This is a genomic window from Methylobacterium sp. 10, assembly GCF_000519085.1.
Taxonomy (GTDB): Bacteria; Pseudomonadota; Alphaproteobacteria; order Rhizobiales; family Beijerinckiaceae; genus Methylobacterium.
The window spans coordinates 4,276,388-4,296,015 of record NZ_KI912577.1; the positions used below are offsets into that span (position 1 = coordinate 4,276,388).

A 19,628-nucleotide genomic window follows, 5' to 3' on the forward strand; every position below is an offset into this window, starting at 1 on the left:
AACCGACTCCCTAGTTGGACGACACGATGCCCGCACCGATCCACCGCGACAGGCCCGCATCCCGCGTGAGCCTCGCCGCCAAGCTCGCCCTCCTGCCCCTCGGCGCGGCGGGCGCATGGATCGCATGGAGCCGGTTGGCGATCGACCACGATCGGACGCTGCATCCCGCCCTGCCGGGCCGGCACGAGCGCCTGGAAACGCCGGCCGGGGATATCGGCCTCTACGGCGACGCAACCGCGCCGGGCGTTCCGCTTCTGCTGATCCACTCCGTCAACGCGGCCGCGAATGCCTACGAGATCCGTCCCCTCTACCGGCATTATGCGGGGAGCCGCCCGGTCTATGCCCTCGACCTGCCCGGTTTCGGTTTCTCGGAGCGCAGCGACCGGGTCTACACGCCCCGCTTGATGACCGATGCGATCCAGGCCGTCACCGCCGAGATCCGTGCTCGACACGGCGGCGGGGAGATCGATGCCGTCGCCCTGTCCCTGTCCTGCGAGTACCTCGCCGCCGCCGCTCTCGAGGCGCCCGGCGATTATCGCAGCCTCGGCCTCGTCAGCCCCACCGGCTTCGATTCCCGCTTCGTCGGCCGGCATCGCGACCGGACACGGCATGGCGGCGCCGTCGCCCGCGCCATGCTGAACGCGCCGCTCTGGGGAGAGCCGCTGTTCGATCTCCTCGCAAGCCGGCCGAGCATGCGCTTCTTCTTGGAGAAGACCTGGGGCTCGAAGGACATCGACGAGGGCCTGCTCGCCTACGACCACGCCTCGGCGCATCGCCCGGGCGCGCGGCATGCGCCGTTCTCGTTCCTGTCCGGCTCCCTGTTTCCCGATGCGCCGGGGCGGTTCTACGAGGCGCTCGTCCTCCCGGTCTGGATGATCCACGGGGTGCGCGGGGATTTCGTCGACTATCGCCATGCCGACCGTGTCGCCGGCCGCCCGAACTGGACCGTCGATGTCCTGCCCACCGGAGCCTTCCCGCATTTCGAGGACGTGGCGGCGGTGACGCGGCACTACGATGCGTTCCAGTCCGCCCTTGACGGGTGAAGCCGGGGCTGGTCCGGCATCGACGGCCGGGCTACGTCCGGTATGACCCGTGAACTCATCCCCCGGTAAGCCGATGCCCGACCTCACCCTCGCCTCTGCCCAGACCATCGTCGCCACCGCTCTCGAGACGGCGCGCGGGCACAGCCTGAAGCCCCTCGCGGTGGTGGTCTACGATGCGCGCGGCGCGCTCAAGGCCATGGCCGCGGAGGATGGTACGTCCCTGCGCCGGGCGGAGGTCGCCATGGGCAAGGCCAATGGCTGCCTGGCGCTGGGCCTCGGCGGCCGAGCGATCCAAAAGCGGGCCGAGGAGCAGGCCTATTTCGTGGCGGCCGTCAGCCATCTCGTCGGTCCCGCCGCGCTCGTGCCGGTGCCGGGCGGCGTCCTGATCCGCGACGGAGATGCGGTCATCGGCGCCGTCGGCATCTCCGGCGATACCTCCGACAACGACGAGCTTTGTGCCCTGGCTGGCATCGAGGCGGCCGGCTTCACCGCGCAGACCGGCGCCTGAGCGCCGCCATGCGCATGGACCGGCGCGCCTGCCTTCTCGGTGGCGGCGCCCTGCTCGTGGCAGGAACCGGTCCGGCGCGTGCGGCGGCGTCTCCCGTCTACCGGCGCGGCAACGATGCCGACCCCGAGACCCTCGACCCGCACAAGTCCTCCACCGTGGCGGAGGCGCACATCCTGCGCGACCTCTACGAGGGCCTGCTCACCTACGACAATCACGGCGCCCTCATTCCCGGCGCCGCGACGCACTGGTCCGTCTCCGACGACGCCCTGACCTACACGTTCCACATGCGCGAGAACGGGCGCTGGTCGAACGGCGATCCCGTGGTGGCGGCCGACTTCGTCTTCGGATTGCGCCGGATCATGGCCCCGGAGACGGCGGCGAAATACGCCGAGGTGCTGTATCCGCTGAAGAACGCCCGCGCGGTGAACCAGGGCGAGGCGGCGCCCGAGATGCTGGGCGTGACGGCACCGGATGCACGGACCCTCGTCGTCACCCTGGACCGGCCGACGCCCTATCTCCTCGAACTCCTGACCCACCAGACCTCCCTGCCGGTACACCCGCCCTCGATCGCGCGCTTCGGCGATGCTTTCACCCGGCCGGGCAACCTCGTGAGCAACGGCGCCTACGCCCTCGTCGACATGGTGCCGAACGACCGCATCACCTTGCGGCGCAACCCGCATTTCCATGCGGCGGACGGGATCTCCATCGAGACCGTGGCCTTCCTGCCGACGCCCGACCTGTCCAGCGCGGTCCGCCGCTATGCCGCCGGGGAGATCGATTCCCTGGCCGACCTGCCCGGCGACCAGATTTCCTCCCTCAAGGCGAGGTTCGGCGGTCAGGTCGTCCTCGGCCCGTCGCTCGGGCTCTATGCCCTGGCCGTCAACACCCGCAAGCCCCCCTTCGACGACGCCCGCCTGCGCCGGGCGCTGTCCCTGGTGATCGACCGCGAGTTCCTGGCCGAGAGGCTGTGGGGCGAGACCATGGCGCCGGCCTGGTCCCTGTGCCCGCCGGGCCTCGACAATTACCGCGCGCCGCCGGAGCTCGCCGGGCGGAACGCCATGCCCATCGACCGCGAGGAGGAGGCGAGGTCACTGCTCGCCGAGGCCGGGTTCGGCCCGGGCGGCAAGCCCCTCCACATCGAGTATCGCTTCAACACCACCGACAACAACCGCAATACGGCGGTGGCCATCGCCGACATGTGGCGCGCCATCGGCATCGAGACCCGCCTCGTCTATACCGACGCCAAGACCCACTTCGCCCATCTGCGCGACGGCGGCGATTTCGACGTCGCCCGCATGTCCTGGTTCGCCGATTACTCCGATCCGCAGAACTTCCTGTTCCTGCTGGAGACCGGCAATGACGGGCTCAACCCCGGCCGTTACAGCAATCCGGCCTATGACGGCTTGATGCGCGAGGCGGCCGCCGAGCGGGATCTCGGCAGGCGGGCCGACCTCCTGTTCCGGGCCGAGACGATCATCCTCGACGAGTTGCCGTGGATCCCGGTGCTCCACACCCGTTCGAAGGCGCTGATCTCAAGCCGTCTCACGGGTTATCACCCGAACCTGCGCAACGCGTCGCCGACGCGCTTCCTGAGACTCGAACCGTGAGGCCGGCGGCGGCATGATCGGCCTCATCCTGCGCCGCATCGCCCAGGCGGTCCCGACCCTGTTCCTCGTGGTCACCGGCAGCTTCTTCCTGATCCGCCTCGCCCCCGGAGGTCCGTTCGACCTGGAACGTCCGCTGCCGCCGGCGGCGATGCGCAACCTCGCTGCCGTCTACGGCCTCGATCAGCCGCTTCTCGTCCAGTACGGGCGCTATCTCGGCGCATTGATGCGGGGCGATCTCGGCCCCTCCTTCTCGTTCCGCGACCTCACCGTCGCGGATCTCTTCGCGCGCGGCCTGCCCGTCTCCATGACCCTGGGCGGCCTCGCCCTCGTCCTGGCGCTGGCCTGCGGGATCGGCCTGGGAGGCTGGGCCGCTCACCGTCGCGGCGGATGGATCGACCGGGCCATCGGCCTCCTCGCGGGGCTGACCCTGGCGCTGCCCAACTTCGTCGTGGCGCCACTGCTCCAGATCGTGTTCGGGCTGACCCTGCGCTGGCTCCCCGTGGGAGGCTGGGAGGGCGGAGCGCCGTCGCATCTCATGCTTCCCGTCCTCACCCTCGCCCTGCCGCAGGTCGGCGCCATCGCCCGCCTGACGCGGGCCTCGCTCAACGAGGCGCTGAACGCCCAGCCGGTCCGCACCATGCGCGCCATGGGCCTGCCGCCCCATCGCATCGCCCGCCACGCCCTGCGCGGTGCGCTGCTGCCGGTGGTGTCCGTCCTCGGACCGACCGCCGCCGCGTTGCTAACCGGCTCCGTCGTGGTGGAGACGATCTTCGGCCTGCCCGGCATCGGCCGCGCCTTCGTCGACGGGGCGCTCAACCGCGACTACACCCTGGTGATGGGGACCGTGGTGCTGGTGGCCGTGTTCGTCACCCTCCTCAACATCGTCGCCGACATCGTCTGCGCCCTCCTCGATCCGCGCTTGAGGACAGCCCGATGAGGCGCGCATGGACCCGGTTCGCGCGCAACCGCGGTGCCCTTGCCGCCTTCCTGATTCTCGTGGCGATGACGCTCGCTTGCCTCGTCGGGCCACTTCTCACCGGCCACGAGCCGGGGCGGATCTACCCCGACCTCGTGCGCACCGCGCCGGGCCTCGCCGCCCATCCCGAGCCCGACGAGATCGCCCCCGCCCTCACGCGCCTCGCCTTCCGCATGCGGCTCTCGGTCTCGGACATCGCGGTCACCGGCGATACGGTCCGCATGGTGTTTTCGGGTGTCTCCAAGCCTAACGATACCGGTCCCATCGACGAACGGGTCCTGGTCTATCTGCCCCGCTCGGACCTGTTCGGCCCCGCCTCCATCGTCGAGCGCCGGGACGGGGGGCGCCGCCTCGTGGTCGAGGCACCTCTGCGCCGCCTGCGGTTCCTCATGGGCACCGACATGCTGGGGCGGGACATTCTCACCCGGAGTCTCGTCGCCGGGCGCGTCTCCCTCCTCATCGGGGCCGTCGCCACCGCTGTGGCGCTCTTCATCGGGATCGCCTACGGCGCGCTTGCCGGCTATCTCGGCGGCGCGGCCGACGCGGTGATGATGCGCGTCGTCGACATGCTCTACGCGCTGCCCTTCGTCTTCTTCGTGATCATGCTGCTGGTGTTCTTCCGCTCCGGGCTGGGGCTGATCCTGGTCGCCATCGGCGCGGTGGAATGGCTCGACATGGCCCGCCTCGTCCGCGCCCAGACCCTCTCCCTGCGGCATCGCGATTTCGTCCGCGCCGCCGAGGCCCTCGGCTTGTCCACGGCGGCGATCCTGCGCCGGCACATCGTCCCGAACACGCTCGGTCCCGTCACGGTGGCGGCGACCCTCCTCGTGCCCAAGGTGATCCTGCTGGAGAGCTTCCTGTCGTTCCTCGGCCTCGGGGTACAGGAACCGGCCACGAGCTGGGGCGCGCTCATCGCGGAGGGCGCGCGCGCCCTCGAATCCGCCCCGTGGATGCTCGCCGGCCCCGCCGCCTTCCTCGTCTCCACCCTGGTGGCCCTCAACGTCCTCGGTGACGGCCTCGGCGACGCCCTCGATCCGCGGATCGCCGAGAGATGACGGCCTCGAGGCCGTGGCCCGATCGGACCGGCATGGACCTCGGCGGCCTCGAATTGAGGTCGATCATAGGATCCTGAGGATTGGCTATGCCACCGATTTCAGGTCGGCGATGTCCGTCGTGAAAGTGTGGATGCAATTGCGTCCCCGCGATTTCGCCTCGTAGAGGGCACGGTCCGCGCGCTCGATGGTGCGGTCGATGTCCCTGTCGGATGGCTCCGCCTCGGCGATGCCGATGCTGATCGTCGCCAGGAGGCGATTGTTGTCCGGCTCGAACACGGTGCTCGCCACGGTCTGGCGAATGCGCTCCGCGATCAACGCCGCGCCGACGGAGCTGCTGTCGACGAGCAGGACGACGAACTCCTCGCCGCCGAAGCGCGCGACCTTGTCCGTCGTCCTGATGGTGTCGTTGATGATGGAGCCGACCTTGCGGATGACCACATCGCCCGCCGGGTGGCCGTAACGGTCGTTGACCCGCTTGAAATGGTCGATGTCGATCATCAGCACCGCGATGGGGCGGCGTTGGAGCTTGAAGTCGTTCAACGCCGCCTTCGCGAGGGGAAGGAACGCGCGCCGGTTGAGAAGGCCCGTGAGCGCGTCCTTGTTGGCGATGAGCTGCATGGCCTGGAGGTCGGCTCCGATGCGCTTGACCCGGTCCTGCGCGGCCTGGACCGCCCGTGACGCTTCGGTCTCGACGTCTCGCGCATCGGCCTCGGCGGTGCCGATCCGTCTCAGCAGGGATCTGACGGCGGCGGACAGGCGCAGCACCTCGGGCGAGCCATGGACCCGCTCCGTCATCGTCGCATTCGGCTCACGGCCGATCCGGTCCACCGCATCCGTGAGGTGGGTAAGCGGGCGGCTCAGGCGTGTCACCACCAGGAAGATGCCGAGTACGCCGACCGCAGCGGCACCGAGGCCGATCAGAGTGATGAGGAATGTCAGGCGGTGGGCACCCGCGAGCGCCGTATCCACCGGTTGGAGGGCGACCACGATCCAGCCGAGACCGGTATAGTCGCCCCGGCCGCGGGTAGCCGAGACGGCGGCAAGCCGTTGGCCATCCGGTCCGCTCGCGATGAAATGGCCCGCCGCGAGATCGGCTGGCGAATAGGGTGTGGTCCCGAGCCCCGGTCCGAGGAGCACGCGGCCGGTCCGGTCGAGGACGACGATCTCCTCCTTCAGTTCCGACCTGCGCGAGGACAGGACTTCCCGACGCACCACGTCCGCCCAACTCCAGCTGAGATGGCTTCCCAGGACGCCGATGATCCGGCCCGATGCATCGGTGACGGGAGATGCGAAATCGACGAACCGGAACGGAGTCTTGTCCGTACTGGGCTTGAGCAGGCTCTGCAGCAAGGCCGCGACGTGAACGTCCTCGGCGACCGCGCCCTTCATCCCGTCGATGAACCAGGGACGCTGCCCGACATTCGCGCCTTCCAGGATGCCGCCGGTCGCCGCGCGCACCTTTCCGGTCTCGTCGGCAAAGCCGATCCAGGCATAGTCGGGAAGGGTTTTCTGCATCGTCTGCAGGACTTTGCGCAGACTTCCGGTCTCTTCCATCCAGTGGGATTGCAGCGGATCGAGTGCGGCCACGTTGCGAATTTCGCGCAGGCGCTCCGCCATGTCCTGGTCCAGGCGATCGGCGACGGATCGGGCCACCTGCAGCAGGGCGTTCTGCGCCATCTCGGTGGCTTGCTCGCGCGCCAGCAGCGCGGAGCTCAATGTGCTCGCGGCTACGATGGACAGGCCGACTGCCCCGGCGAACAGGCTGATCTGGTGCCGCAGGGATATCTTGTCGGCCAGCCGTCCCAGCATCGTCTCTGACCCTTCATCGGAACCGACCCTGCAGCTCTTGGGCTTGAGAGAGCGTCAACCCGCAGAGTCAATTTTTCATTTAAATCAAAAGTGTCACATATGGGAATCGATGAATAGTATGCCACGGGGCGGGGGGCAGCTCTGGAAAAATCTCGCTACCATGTGTCAAATTATTGATTTTATTATCATCGTTATAATTCAAGAATACATTGGTAATTACCAACTAAAATTACCAACACAATAGTTAAATATTTATAATAGGATAATTTCAATAATATCTTAATAGAGTGAGAATATTCATGAACTTTCTTACAGTGTTTATAGTAGCATGCAGTCAAAATAACTGGATCATATTTTTATATATTATTGGGCGCTAATCTGTCGCTCTGTTCATGTCGGTGTGGATTGTCACGCCGTCATGTGCCTGCCGCGTCCGGAAGCCGCCCATCGCCCTTGCCGGGCGCCGAGCGGAACGACCGTCGACGGGTCGACCCGAGGTAGACGCTCGTATCCGCGTCCTCGAAGCGCGTCCGCGCCGCTGTGACGGATGCTTACCGGTCGGCAAGGAGCCCGGGATAGACCACCCGCACGGTGCGCCGCTCCGCCGGAATGTCGGCGGTCGGGCGGTCCTTGACCGCGGCGACGGTGCTTCCCGTCGTCGTCACGTCGGCGGGGCGCAGACGCCAGCCTTCGGCTCCGCGCGGTGGCCTGTGCGAGGCCTCGTTGGCGCGAAGTGGCGATGGCGTGAGCACGGCACCCGCAAGCGCGGTGGTGGCGAGGATGGCGGAGAGAAGGCGGGGATTCATCGGTCGAGACACCCGGAGACGAGCGCCATGATTGGAGCGTGAATAGGTAAAGACGCCGACGGAACCCCGAGGCTTGGCCGTTCATTGCCAACAGCAATCGTGTTCGAGAGTTAACGAGGCGTCGATGACGAGTACGGTCGAGGCAAAGCCGGGCTCCGCCCCGCCCGAGCGGGTTCCGATGGGCACGGTGATCGACACCGATATTTCCGCTCGTCTCGACCGGCTGCCCTGGGGACGCTTCCACATCCTCGTCATCGTCGCGCTCGGCATCACCTGGGTGCTCGACGGGCTGGAAGTCACCCTCGCCGGCTCCCTGGTCGGCGCCCTGAGGGCCGAGCCCATGAGCTTCACCGAGTTCGATATCGGATTGGCGGCGAGCTCCTATCTCGTCGGCGCGGTGGTCGGGGCGCTCGGCTTCGGCTGGCTCACCGACCGGATCGGCCGCAAGAAGCTGTTCTTCATCACGCTGGCCCTCTACCTCGCTGCCACCGCGGCCACCGGCCTGTCATGGAACATCTACAGCTTCTGCCTCTTCCGCTTCCTCACCGGCGCCGGCATCGGCGGCGAGTATACCGCCATCAACTCCACCATCCAGGAACTCGTCCCGGCCCGCGTGCGCGGCTGGACCGACCTCGTTATCAACGGATCGTTCTGGATCGGGGCGGCTCTCGGCTCCTTCCTCTCCATCGCCGTGCTGCGTCCCGGCATGATCGACCCGGCCTGGGGTTGGCGCATCGCCTTCTTCGTCGGCGGCGGCATCGGCCTCGTGATCCTGCTGCTGCGGACCTGGATTCCCGAGAGCCCTCGCTGGCTCGCAACCCACGGCTACGTCGCCGAGGCGGACAGGGTCGTCACCGGCATCGAGAAGCGCTTCACCGACGAAGGCATCACCCTGCCGCCGGTGGACGAATCCAAGCGGATGAAGCTGAAGACGCGCAGCCATACGCCGCTCAAGGAAGTCTTCGGCACCATGCTGGTCGGCTACCGCAAGCAGACCCTGGTGGGGCTCGCACTGATGATCGCGCAGGCGTTCTTCTACAACGCGCTGTTCTTCACCTACGCCCTCGTGCTCCAGCGCTTCTACGGGGTGCCGGGGGACCATGTCGGCTGGTACCTGCTGCCCTTCGCGCTGGGATCGTTCCTCGGCCCGCTGCTGCTCGGCCACCTGTTCGACACGATCGGCCGCCGCCAGATGATCGCCTTCACCTACGGCATCTCGGCGGTGCTGCTCACCATCACCGGCTACCTGTTCAAGATCGAGGTGTTCGGCCCCGTCGGTCAGACGGCGGCCTGGATGGTGGTGTTCTTCTTCGCCTCCGCCGCGGCCTCCGCCGCCTACCTCACCGTGGCCGAGACCTTTCCCCTCGAGATCCGGGCGCTCGCCATCGCGGTGTTCTATGCGCTCGGCACCGGCATCGGCGGCGTCTCCGGCCCGCTCCTGTTCGGCGCCCTGGTGGAGACAGGATCCCGCGACAACGTGCTGATCGGCTACGGCATCGGTGCCGTGCTGATGCTGATCGCCGCCATCGTCGGCGGGATCTGGGGCACGGCCGCCGAGGGCAAATCCCTGGAGGATGTCTCGAAGCCGCTGGCGGCGGCCTGAACGCCGGCCAGGACCGGGGCGCCTTCCGGATGCCTCAAAACCGCTCCACCCACGGACGCAGCGCGATCTCCGAGGTCCAGGCGCTGCGGTCCTGGCGCAGGACGTCCCAATAGGCCGAGGCGATGGCGTCGGGATCGAGCAGGCTGTCGGGGGCATCCGCGGTCTCGGGGCGGGCGCTGCTGCGGATCCCGCCGTCGATGACGAAATGGGCGACATGAATGCCCTTCGGCTGGAGCTCCCGTGACAGGCTCTGCGACAGGCCGCGCAGGGCGAACTTGCCCATGGCGAAGGCTGCGGATTCGGCATAGCCCTTCACGCTCGCCGACGCCCCCGTGAACAGGATCGCGCCATGGCGCCCCGGCAGCATGCGTCGTGCGGCGGCCTGGGCCACGAGGAATCCGCCATAGGCCGAGACCATCAGGGAGTGACGCACTGCGTCCGGGTCGAGATCGGCGACGGGTCCGCGCAACCGGCCGCTGGCATTGTAGATCACGACGTCGGGCTGGCCCCCGAGCGCCGGTTCCATCCGGGCGAACAGCGCCTCCACGTCCGACGAGTCGACGGCATCGCAGGAATGCAAGGCGGCTCCGGTCTCGGCCGCCAGCCCTTCGAGCTTGCCGATCGAGCGCGCGGCGAGACCGAGGCGAAGGCCCTCGCGGGACAGGCGCCGCGCCAGCGAGGCGCTCAGGCCTTCTCCGGCGCCGACGATGAGGGCACGCTGGTAGGTCGGGACCATGGGGTATCTCCGGATGTAGAGGTTCTGTTGCCGAACGTCCCAATGCCTGGGAAGGCTCCTGGCCTCAGCCCTCCCGCCGATCGCGAAAAAAATCGCGCAGGAGCGTGGCGGCCTCCGCCTCGCGCAAGCCGCCATAGACGTCTGGCACATGGTGGCAGGTGGGCTGGTTGAAGACCCGGGGTCCGTGCTCCACCCCGCCGCCCTTCGGATCGAGGGCCGCGAAATAAAGGCGGCGGATGCGCGCGAACGAGATGGCGCCGGCGCACATCGGACAGGGCTCCAGGGTGACGTAGAGGTCGCAGCCGATCAGGCGCTCGTCATCGATGGCGGCGCAGGCGGCGCGGATCGCCAGGATCTCTGCATGAGCGGTGGGATCGCACAGTGCGCGGGGGCGATTATGGGCGACGCTGAGGATCGCTCCGTTCCGCACGATCACGGCTCCCACCGGCACCTCTCCCTCGTAGGCCGCGCGGCGGGCGGCATCGAAGGCGAGGCTCAGCGGGTCCGTCGCGGCCTTCGGGGAGACGGGCGCAGTCATGATCGTCGGCCCCAAACTTATGTCGTCGTTGAGGAAATGTCCGAGTCGCGACCCCGTGATCCGCCCCGGCAGGAACCTCGCGGCGACGGAGCCGTTTCCATTCCGACGCGGCAAGGCCGCAGGATCTTTTCAGGAGCAGACGATGAGCAGCACCACCGACAAGATCAAGGGTCTCGCCAACGAAGCGGTCGGCAACGTGAAGCAGGGCATCGGCAATGCCACGGACAACGACAAGCTCAAGGCCGAGGGTAAGGCCCAGGAACTGAAGGGCGAAGCCCAGAAGACCGTCGGTGACGCCAAGGACGGCGTCAAGAATGCCGCCGACACGGTGAAGAGCAAGCTCTGAGCCTCGGCACCGAACATTAGAAAATACGCACGAGAAGGTGGCCGGGAGGCCGCCTTTTCCGTGTGCGGCCGCAACGCCCCCTTGCGCGGAGGGCGGGCCGCTCCACGCGCAATCGCTCGCAACCGCGCCTCCGCTCTGTTATGGGGCTCGGATGAGCGACAAGACAGACGAACAGACGGGCGGGTCCGAGGACGCGCCCGAGACCAATAACGTTTCCGGCGAAGCGTGGTCCCCGGCGACTGATGCGGGCGTGCCCGGACCTTCCGCCGAAGAGCAGCCGGCCCCGCGCCGGGCCGCGCCCGCCAGGGGCGGCGACGCTCCCCTGCGCCGCAAGGCGGCGTTGCCGCGGCCGGCGGCCAAGGCCGCGGAGACGGCCGCCGCCGGTGATTCCGATGCGGCGACGCCCGAGGGCGACCGTATCGCCAAGGCCATCGCGCGCGCCGGCATCGCGTCCCGCCGCGACGTCGAGGCGATGATCGCCGAGGGCCGCGTCACCCTCAACGGCAAGGTCCTTACCTCGCCTGCGATCAACGTGACGGATGCGGACGAGATCACCGTCGACGGCGAGCCCCTGCCCGCCCGCGAGCGGACCAGGCTGTGGATCTATCACAAGCCGCGGGGTCTGGTGACCACGGCCCGCGACCCGGAAGGGCGCCAGACCGTCTTCGAGGCCCTGCCCGAGGACCTGCCGCGCGTCGTGGCCATCGGCCGTCTCGACATCAACACCGAGGGCCTGCTGCTGCTCACCAACGACGGCGGCCTCGCCAAGGTGATCGCGCATCCGGATACCGGCTGGCTCCGGCGCTACCGCGTCCGCGCGCACGGCGACACGAACCAGGCCGAGCTCGACAAGCTGCGCAAGGGCGTCACCATCGACGGCATGGATTACGGCCCGGTGGACGCGGTCCTCGACCGGGCCTCGGGCGACAACCTCTGGCTGACGCTCGGCCTGCGCGAGGGCAAGAACCGCGAGGTCAAACGCATCCTCGAACATCTGGGTCTGGCCGTGAACCGGCTGATCCGCCTGTCCTTCGGCCCGTTCCAGCTCGGCGACCTCGAAGTGGGCCTCGTCGAGGAGATCCGCACCAAGGTGCTCAAGGAGCAGCTGGGCCCAACCCTCGCCGACCAGGCCGGCGTCGATTTCACCAGCCCCAACCGCGAGCCCATCGCCCCGTTCGGTTCGCCGAAAGCGGCTCAGCAACAGACCAAGCAGCCCGCCCGCAGCGCCTCGGCGGCCGCGGCGAGGAGTGCTGGCCGGAGCTACGACGACGCCCCGCGCGGCGGTGAGCGTGGTGGCGACCGCGACCGTGGCGGCGACCGCCCCCTGCGCAGGCCCGCCGAACCCGCACGGGTTCCCACCGGCGGCAACAGCGCCGGCCCCCGCCGCTCGGTCTGGCGCGCCGAAGAGGCCGTGCCGCAGGAGGATGGTCCGCGCCGGGTCAAGATCCCCCGTCGTGGCGCCGATCCCAAGGCCGAGCGTGAGGCCTCCGCTGCCCGAGGCCGCGAGCGCGTGGGCGCGATCAATACCGGCGAGCGTCGGGTTCTGGTGGAGCGCCTGAAGGCGAGCCCGCAGGAGCCGGCCCCCGAGCCGCATCGCCGCGACCGCGGCGCCCGGCGCGACGAGACGGGCGCCGCCGAGCGCCCGGTCCGGACGCTGCGCCAATCCGATGCCAAGGCGGCCCGCCGCGAGGAGACCGATGCCCGGCCGCCGCAGCGCCGGTTCGACGGAGATTCCAGGCCCCCGCGCAGCGATGCCAGGCCCCCGCGCAGCGATGCGAGGCCCCCGCGCCGGGACGATGCTCCGCGCGGCGGTTTTGGACGGCAGGACGGTGCCGAGCGGCGGGGTCCGCCTCGTGGCGGCGACGAGCGCCCCCGCAGCTTCAAGCCTCGCGACGGCGGCGGCTTCAACGACCGGGCAGAGCGGCCGGCCTTCAATCGCGGCGAGCCGCGCGGGGACAAGCCGGCGGGATTCCGCAGCGAGAAGCCGGCCTTCAATCGTGGCGGCGACGATCGTCCCGGTGGCGGGCGGCCGGGCGGGTTCAAGCCGGGCGGTTTCAAGGGAGCGGGCTTCAAGGGCCGCTCCGACGACCGCCAGGGCGGCGACCGTGACATCGGCGCCGAACGCTCGGGCGCCGATCGTGGCGGCTTCCGCCCGGGTGGCAAGCCCGGTGGGTTCGGAAAGCCGGGTGGGTTTGGCAAGCCCGGCGGATCGGGCAAACCCGCTGGGGCCGGAAGGCCGGGCGGCTTCAAGGCCGGTGGTTCGTCCCGTCCCGGCGGTTCGGCCAAGCCTGGTGGGTTCGGCAATCGCGGCGGTGGCGCGGGCGGTAAGCCCGGTGGCGGCGGCGGACGTCCGCCCCGCGGCGGCTCACGGTGAGGATCGTCGGCGGCGACCTGCGTGGCCGCCGCCTCGCCACCCCGAAATCGGACGCGATCCGGCCCACGTCGGACCGCCTGCGCGAGGCGCTCTTCAACGTCCTCGCCCATGCCTATGACGACGCGGTGGCGGGCGCGCGGGTTCTCGATCTCTTCGCCGGAACCGGGGCTCTGAGCTTCGAGGCCCTGTCCCGCGAGGCGAGCTACGCCCTCCTCGTGGACGAGGGGGCGGAAGCACGCGGTCTGATCCGCGAAAACATCGACGCGTTGGGCTGCGCCGGCAAGACCCGGCTGTTCCGCCGCGATGCGACCAGGCTCGGCCCCGCCGGCACCAGCGGGACCTTCACCCTCGTCTTCTGCGATCCCCCCTACAACCGGGATCTCGCGCCGGCCGCTCTCGCCAGCGCGTCCCAGGGGGGGTGGCTCGCCCCCGGCGCCCTGGTGGTGGTGGAGGAGGCGGCCGGCGCCAATGTCGCGCTGCCGCCCGGTTTCACCGAGCTCGAACGGCGAGTCTACGGCGACACCGCCCTGGCTTTCGCGCGCTTCCAGGCCTGATCCTTCGGCCCTGCGGCTCCGGCGCGCGCCGGGAACCCTGGGGCATCGCCGCCGCGTTGCCCCGGCATGGTCCTCGATGACACCACGCGCGATCCCGTCACGGCCGAACCGGCGAGGGCCGAGACGGTGGATGCTCCGCGCGATTCCCGCCTCTGGCGCCCCCGCCGTGTCCTGGTGACGCCGGCGGCCCTGGACTACGCCCATGGCCGCGCGATGCTGGCTCGGGCCGAGGCGCTCGGTCTCCCGGTGGAGCGCCTGAAGAACAACCGCCTCACGGGCCTGCGCGGCGACGATCCGCGCCGCGCCTATCGCGAGGCGAAGGCGACCCTCGCCATCGTGGTGGCGCCCCCGAGCAAGCTGCGGCTGCAGCCGATCCCACCCAGTGCCGACTGGCGCTTCGATCTCGCCGAGGGCTGCCCGGCCCATTGCCAATACTGCTACCTCGCGGGCTCCCTGTCCGGCCCGCCGGTGACGCGGGCCTACGCCAATCTCGACGCGATCCTTCAGAACCTGCCGGCCTATCTCGGCCAGGGCGGCGTCACCTCGGCCCAGGCCGGCCGGATCGAGGAAGGCACCACGTTCGAGGCCTCATGCTATACCGATCCCCTCGGCATCGAGCACCTGACCGGCTCCCTCTCGGCGGCGATCACGCATTTCGGCGCCTGGGACGCGGCGGTGCAATTGCGGTTCACCACGAAATTCGCTGCCGTAGAACCCCTTCTGGCTTTGCCCCATCGGGGCCGGACCCGCGTGCGCTTCTCCCTCAACGCCCGTGCCGCCGCGCGCTACGAGGGCGGTACCGCCAGTCTCGACGCCCGCCTGCAGGCGCTCGGCGCCATGGCCCGCGCCGGCTACCCGGTCGGGCTCACCATCGCGCCGATCATCGCCGTTGCCGATTGGCCGGACGCCTATGGCGGCCTCCTGCGGGAGGTGGCCGATGCGCTGTCCGGCGTATCCAGCCCCGATCTCACCGTGGAACTCATCACGCACCGGTTCACCCCGGGGTCGAAGGACGTGCTCTAGGGCTGGTATCCCGGCTCCGACCTGCCGATGCGGGAGGACGAGCGCAGTCGCAAGCTCACCAAGTTCGGCTCTGTGAAGTATGTCTATCCGCGCGATCTCATGCGGACCATGCGCGAGACGATCACCGCCGCCGTCGCGCGCGAACTCCCCTTCGCCCGGATCCTCTACTGGACCTGATCGGCCGATCGGCCCGATGTCGCGCCCGTCGAATGTTCCGGATTCAGGCCGAGTCCGTCTCGCCGCCCGCGTCGAAGCGGCTTCGCGCGGCATGGATCGCGGGCAGGTTCGCGAAGGCCCAGCTGCCGAGCGCCTGGACCGGTACCTGGAGGGAGCGGCCGAGGTCGGTGAGTTCGTAATCCACCCGGGGCGGGATCGTCGGCGTCACCGTGCGCGAGACGAGGCCGTCGCGCTCCAGGCCGCGCAGGGTGAAGGTGAGCATCCGCTGCGAGACGCCGCCGATGATCCGCTTCAACTCGTTGAAGCGCCGGGGGCCGTCCGTGAGCGTCATCACCACGAGGATGCTCCACTTGTCGCCCACCCGCGCCAGCACGGTACCGACCACCCGGCAATCGCCGGGGCGGTGAGATGGCTGTGCCTCGGTTACCTCGCTGTGTCCGGGTTCCACGAATGTGCCTCCTTGCGCGTGTGCCGCGCCGGTTATCTATAGCGCCTCGGTATCATTCTGATACCGAGGATCGAACATGAACCTTCTGCACATCGACAGCAGCATCCTGGGCGAGCATTCAGTCAGCCGCGCCGTCTCGGCCGCCATCGTCGCCCGCCTCCAGGCGGGGGCACCGGACCTCAAGACGACCTATCGCGATCTGGCCGCCACGCCGATCCCCCATCTCTCCGGCGCCTATCTCGCGGGCCATCAGCCGAACGCCACCAACACTCCCGACATCCAGAACGACGTCGCGCTCGGCCGCGCGGTGCTGGCGGAGTTCCTGGCCGCCGACATCGTGGTGATCGGCGCACCGCTCTACAATTTCACGATCTCGACCCAGCTCAAGGCCTGGATCGACCGTATTCTCGTGGCTGGCCAGACCTTCAAATACACCGAGAGCGGCGCCGTTGGTCTGGTGCCCGAGAAGCGCGTCATCGTCGCCGTGGCGCGCGGCGGCCTCTACGGTACGGGCTCACCCGCCGCCTCGGCGGAGCATGCCGAGACCTATCTGCGGGTCGTCCTCGGCTTCATCGGCATCACCAACCCGGAATTTATCATCGCCGAGGGGATCGCCCTCGGTCCGGAAGCCCGCGAGAAGGCCCTCGCTGCGGCGCTCGACGCCGCCTCCGCGCTGCCGACTGCCTGAGGACCGACGAGCCGGCGCCACCCTCTAGCGCCGGCCGAACAGCCGCTCGATGTCGTGGAGCTTCAATTCCACGAAGGTCGGGCGGCCGTGGTTGCAGGTGCCGGCAAAGGGGGTCGCCTCCATCTCGCGCAGGAGCGCATTCATCTCCTCGGGGCGCAGGCGGCGTCCGGCGCGGATCGAGCCATGGCAGCTCATGCGCGAGAGGATCGCGTCGAGGCGCCTTCCGAGCGGGCCGCCCTCGGTGCCGTCCGCACTCCCCTCCTCCAGCCCGCTCTCGTCGAGGGCGTCGAGGATGTCCTCCAGGAGATTGCGGGTGGACGAATCGGCCAGCGCCACGGGAACCTCGCGCACGAGCACCGCGCCGGTGCCGAAGGCCTCGAGGGTGAGGCCGAGACGGTCGAGGTCGGGGGCGGCCGCGATCAGGCGCTCGGCATCCTGGGGCGCCATCTCCACCACGTCGGGGATCAGGAGGCCCTGGCGCGCGATACCGCCGGCGGTCCGCTCGCGCTTCAACCGCTCGTAGACGAGGCGCTCATGGGCCGCGTGCTGGTCGACGAGGACGATCCCATCGCGGGTTTGTGCGACGATGTAGGTCTCGTGAAGCTGCGCGCGGGCGGCCCCCAGGGGATGCTCGCTCTCGGGCGGTTCGATCTCCGGCTGGCGCAGGTCGGCCCCAGGCGGCGCGAGATCGCCGGAGAACAGCGCTTGCGCCGTGTCCCCGAACCCTGCTTCCGCTCGATCGAACGTCGCTTGCGGGGCCTCGAACAGCCCCCCGCCCGCCCTGAAGGACGATGCCGGCGCATGGCCGGCGGGCGCGCCGAACGAGGGCAGCCCCGGCGGGAGCGCCGCCCTGCCCGACCAGGCCCCGCGTCCCGAATGCGCCGTCATTTCCGGCCGCGTCGTTGGTGAGGGATGGCCCGGACGCAGGGCGTCCAGGGTCCGGGCCGCGCCCGTGCTGGCGTTGCGCGCTCCGACTTGCCGCAGGGTCTCGTGAATGGCGCTGACGATGAGGGCGCGCACGAGGCCCGGCTCGCGGAAGCGCACCTCGGTCTTGGCGGGATGGACGTTCACGTCGACGAGGGCCGGGTCGCAGGTGATGGCGAGGCCGAGCACCGGATGACGGTCGGAGCTCATCGTGTCGGCATAGGCGCCGCGCACGGCACCCAGCAGCAGGCGGTCCCGTACGGGTCGGCCGTTGACGGTGAAATGGATCTGGTTGCCCGCGCCGCGATGGTAGCTCGGCAGGCCGATATGGCCGGACAGGGCGAAGCCTTCCCGCGCCATGTGGAGCGGGGCCGAACTGGCGCCGAAATCCGGCCCCAGCACCGCCGTGAGCCGTCGCAGGGCCGCATCGTCGCCGGTCTCGGCGGAAAAGACGAGAGGGCTGCCGCTCTCGGAGCGGAGAGCGAAGCGGATCCGCGGCTGCGCCACGGCGAGGCGCCGCAACCCATCGGCGATGGCCAGGGCCTCGGCGCGGTCGGACTTGAGAAATTTCAGTCGCGCCGGCGTCGCCGAGAACAGGTCAGTGACCTCGATCCGCGTGCCGCGCGGGCTCGGTGCAGGGCGGACCTCGCCCTTGATGCCGGCATCGACCACCAGGGTCGATCCGGTTTCGGCCTCGGCGGTGCGGCTGGTGAGGGAGAGACGTGCCACCGCCCCGATGGAGGGCAGCGCCTCCCCGCGGAAGCCGAGGGAATCGATGCGGGTCAGGTCGCCGCCGGGGAGTTTCGAGGTGGCGTGACGCTCCACCGCCAGGGCGAGATCGTCGGCGCTCATGCCGGCGCCGTCATCCACCACGCGGATCAGCCGGCGGCCCCCCGCCTCGATGGTCACCTCGATGCTGGCGGCGCCCGCATCGATGGCGTTCTCCACCAGTTCCTTCACGGCGGAGGCCGGACGCTCCACCACCTCGCCCGCGGCGATGCGGTCCACGAGGATCGGGTCGAGGCGGCGGACGGGGCGGAGCACGGGCGGCATTCCCCTGACCATAGGCGAGGGCGCCGCCGCCTCAAAGCGCCGCCCGCGTCATCGCGGTGGGAAGGGCGCGGTCAACCGAAGGGAAAGGCGAGGCCCCGTCCGGCCTGGATCCAGGCGGTTGCGATGAGGCCACACAGGAGGCAGGCCGCCAGCGTCACGAGCACCCGTCGCCGGGGCAAGCCGAGGGCGATGAAGGAGGCGGCGGCAAGCGGCACGATCTGTTCCCCGTGCATCCCGAGGAAATGCGCGATCCTCAGATCGCCGCCCGCCCGGTTCCAGCCGAGCAGGGGCCATGCCGTACCGGTCGGGCCGACCGCATGGCCGTGGTTGGCGCTGAGGGCGATGCCGGTGGCAGCCCCGAGGATCACCGTCATGGCGAGGCCGAGAACCACCGCCAGACGCAGGCTTGGTTCGAGGCCGGGAAGCGGCCGGACCATCACCGCGATGGCCAGGGGAATCTTGGCAGCGAGCAGGGCCAGGGCCATGACCCCCATCAGGGCGTAAAGGACGGCGTGCAAGGGATCGCCGTCGTTGAAATGCGACGCCTGGGCCTGGGCGGCCTGCAGGGTGATGTAGCCGAGCTCGAACCCGCCGGCCGTGACGAGGAGAAACCGGCCGGTGCGCAAGGAGCGGGAACGGCGATGGTCCGGGCGGACGTAGCCGGTGAACCAGGCGAAGGTCAGCGCGTATAGGCCGACCGAGACGAAGAACTTCGCCGGTTTCATCCAGACGAACGCGCCGTCGATGAGCCGGCCGTCGATGAGGGGCAGTGCCAGGATCACTGCGCCAGTCAGCAGACAAGCGAGGCCAAAGGCGGTGAGGGCGGGATCGTTCGCGCGAAGCCGGGTGAGCGCCGTGTGGCGGCGGTCTTGTGCGGTGAGGGCGGACGCGCTCATGCCCGGGCCTCCAGGCCGAGCCTGCCGGTGCTGAATCCAATGACGAGGGCGAGGAGCAGCCCGGCCGGGCCGACCAGGAAAGTGAGGACGAGGCAGGGCAGGATCAGCAGCGGCGAGAGCCCCGCTCCGGTGCCGGCTCTGGCGATCCAGGCGCCCACGAAGAGATCGAAGGCGAGATAATGGATCCAGCCGGCGGTGAGCGCATGGTCGTCGGCGAACAGGGAACGCACCGCCTCGATGGAGTCGAATCCGCCCGTCGCGCCGCCGGCCAGCCCCACCACCAGGGCGCCGATATAGGCCACCGCCAGAAGCGCCGGCAGGACGAGGCCGACGCCGATCCAGGTCGCCCGTCGGAGTCGAGGAACGAACAGCGCGACGGCAAGGGCGATCCAGCCAAGAAAGGCGATCGAGTTGCAAAAGGAGAACAGACCGGCTGCGGAGATCACGTCTTGTCCAACCTTATC

General features: G+C 69.4%; 18 protein-coding genes and 1 pseudogene. 11 read left to right on the forward strand and 8 right to left on the reverse strand.

Annotated features, from left to right (window positions below):
• The first annotated feature begins 26 nt into the window (after window positions 1-26).
• From K368_RS0120105 to K368_RS0120125, 5 genes are all read left to right on the forward strand, one after another.
• Window positions 27-1,043, forward strand: a complete 1,017-nt coding sequence (locus K368_RS0120105; protein ID WP_027173907.1) for an alpha/beta hydrolase — start codon at window positions 27-29, stop codon at window positions 1,041-1,043.
• Between the two features lie 73 nt (window positions 1,044-1,116).
• Window positions 1,117-1,551 carry a heme-binding protein gene (locus K368_RS0120110; RefSeq protein WP_027173908.1) on the forward strand — a complete coding sequence of 145 codons (435 nt, stop codon included), beginning with the start codon at window positions 1,117-1,119 and terminating at the stop codon, window positions 1,549-1,551.
• Between the two features lie 8 nt (window positions 1,552-1,559).
• The gene (locus tag K368_RS0120115) at window positions 1,560-3,158 is read left to right on the forward strand and encodes a peptide ABC transporter substrate-binding protein (RefSeq protein WP_027173909.1); all 1,599 of its coding nucleotides are present in this window, start codon (window positions 1,560-1,562) and stop codon (window positions 3,156-3,158) included.
• Between the two features lie 13 nt (window positions 3,159-3,171).
• A complete protein-coding gene (locus K368_RS0120120; protein WP_027173910.1) occupies window positions 3,172-4,095 on the forward strand; it encodes an ABC transporter permease subunit in 924 nt (307 codons plus the stop codon).
• The gene (locus K368_RS0120125) at window positions 4,092-5,189 is read left to right on the forward strand and encodes an ABC transporter permease subunit (RefSeq protein ID WP_027173911.1); all 1,098 of its coding nucleotides are present in this window, start codon (window positions 4,092-4,094) and stop codon (window positions 5,187-5,189) included. The genes K368_RS0120120 and K368_RS0120125 overlap by 4 nt, the downstream gene beginning before the upstream one ends.
• Before the next feature lie 84 nt (window positions 5,190-5,273).
• Here the strand turns inward: K368_RS0120125 and K368_RS0120130 are convergent, their stop codons facing one another.
• The gene (locus K368_RS0120130; RefSeq protein WP_027173912.1) at window positions 5,274-6,998 is read right to left on the reverse strand and encodes a sensor domain-containing diguanylate cyclase; all 1,725 of its coding nucleotides are present in this window, start codon (window positions 6,996-6,998) and stop codon (window positions 5,274-5,276) included.
• A 551-nt stretch (window positions 6,999-7,549) separates the two neighbouring features.
• Window positions 7,550-7,804 (reverse strand): hypothetical protein, encoded by a 255-nt coding sequence (locus K368_RS0120135; RefSeq protein ID WP_027173913.1) that lies wholly within the window; start codon window positions 7,802-7,804, stop codon window positions 7,550-7,552.
• Between the two features lie 124 nt (window positions 7,805-7,928).
• On the opposite strand from K368_RS0120135, the gene K368_RS0120140 reads away from it, so the two are divergent.
• Window positions 7,929-9,407 carry an MFS transporter gene (locus tag K368_RS0120140; RefSeq protein WP_027173914.1) on the forward strand — a complete coding sequence of 493 codons (1,479 nt, stop codon included), beginning with the start codon at window positions 7,929-7,931 and terminating at the stop codon, window positions 9,405-9,407.
• A gap of 34 nt (window positions 9,408-9,441) precedes the next feature.
• Here K368_RS0120140 and K368_RS0120145 read toward each other — a convergent pair whose 3' ends face one another.
• Window positions 9,442-10,143, reverse strand: a complete 702-nt coding sequence (locus K368_RS0120145; protein ID WP_027173915.1) for an SDR family NAD(P)-dependent oxidoreductase — start codon at window positions 10,141-10,143, stop codon at window positions 9,442-9,444.
• 64 nt (window positions 10,144-10,207) lie between these two features.
• Complete coding sequence (locus tag K368_RS0120150; protein WP_027173916.1) at window positions 10,208-10,681, reverse strand: nucleoside deaminase; 474 nt, start codon at window positions 10,679-10,681, stop codon at window positions 10,208-10,210.
• 142 nt (window positions 10,682-10,823) lie between these two features.
• On the opposite strand from K368_RS0120150, the gene K368_RS0120155 reads away from it, so the two are divergent.
• The 4 genes and pseudogenes from K368_RS0120155 (at window position 10,824) to K368_RS25185 (ending at window position 15,155) form a co-directional block, all read left to right on the forward strand.
• Window positions 10,824-11,027 carry a CsbD family protein gene (locus K368_RS0120155; protein ID WP_026175827.1) on the forward strand — a complete coding sequence of 68 codons (204 nt, stop codon included), beginning with the start codon at window positions 10,824-10,826 and terminating at the stop codon, window positions 11,025-11,027.
• Window positions 11,028-11,178: 151 nt separating this feature from the next.
• Window positions 11,179-13,401: a pseudouridine synthase gene (locus K368_RS25180; protein ID WP_036266545.1), complete on the forward strand. Its 2,223-nt coding sequence runs from the start codon at window positions 11,179-11,181 to the stop codon at window positions 13,399-13,401.
• Complete coding sequence (rsmD, locus tag K368_RS0120165) at window positions 13,398-13,955, forward strand: 16S rRNA (guanine(966)-N(2))-methyltransferase RsmD (RefSeq protein ID WP_027173917.1); 558 nt, start codon at window positions 13,398-13,400, stop codon at window positions 13,953-13,955. The genes K368_RS25180 and rsmD overlap by 4 nt, the downstream gene beginning before the upstream one ends.
• A gap of 66 nt (window positions 13,956-14,021) precedes the next feature.
• Window positions 14,022-15,155: pseudogene (locus tag K368_RS25185) on the forward strand (spore photoproduct lyase family protein).
• Window positions 15,156-15,198: 43 nt separating this feature from the next.
• Here the strand turns inward: K368_RS25185 and K368_RS0120175 are convergent.
• Window positions 15,199-15,603, reverse strand: a complete 405-nt coding sequence (locus K368_RS0120175) for a helix-turn-helix domain-containing protein (RefSeq protein WP_027173918.1) — start codon at window positions 15,601-15,603, stop codon at window positions 15,199-15,201.
• Between the two features lie 76 nt (window positions 15,604-15,679).
• Between K368_RS0120175 and K368_RS0120180 the strand changes: the two genes are divergently transcribed.
• Window positions 15,680-16,291 carry an FMN-dependent NADH-azoreductase gene (locus tag K368_RS0120180; protein WP_027173919.1) on the forward strand — a complete coding sequence of 204 codons (612 nt, stop codon included), beginning with the start codon at window positions 15,680-15,682 and terminating at the stop codon, window positions 16,289-16,291.
• Between the two features lie 24 nt (window positions 16,292-16,315).
• Here K368_RS0120180 and mutL read toward each other — a convergent pair whose 3' ends face one another.
• From mutL to K368_RS0120195, 3 genes are all read right to left on the reverse strand, one after another.
• Window positions 16,316-18,268: a DNA mismatch repair endonuclease MutL gene (gene mutL, locus K368_RS0120185; RefSeq protein ID WP_027173920.1), complete on the reverse strand. Its 1,953-nt coding sequence runs from the start codon at window positions 18,266-18,268 to the stop codon at window positions 16,316-16,318.
• 71 nt (window positions 18,269-18,339) lie between these two features.
• A complete protein-coding gene (locus K368_RS0120190) occupies window positions 18,340-19,164 on the reverse strand; it encodes a hypothetical protein (protein ID WP_027173921.1) in 825 nt (274 codons plus the stop codon).
• A complete protein-coding gene (locus tag K368_RS0120195; protein ID WP_027173922.1) occupies window positions 19,161-19,610 on the reverse strand; it encodes an ABA4-like family protein in 450 nt (149 codons plus the stop codon). The genes K368_RS0120190 and K368_RS0120195 overlap by 4 nt, the downstream gene beginning before the upstream one ends.
• Window positions 19,611-19,628: the final 18 nt, after the last annotated feature.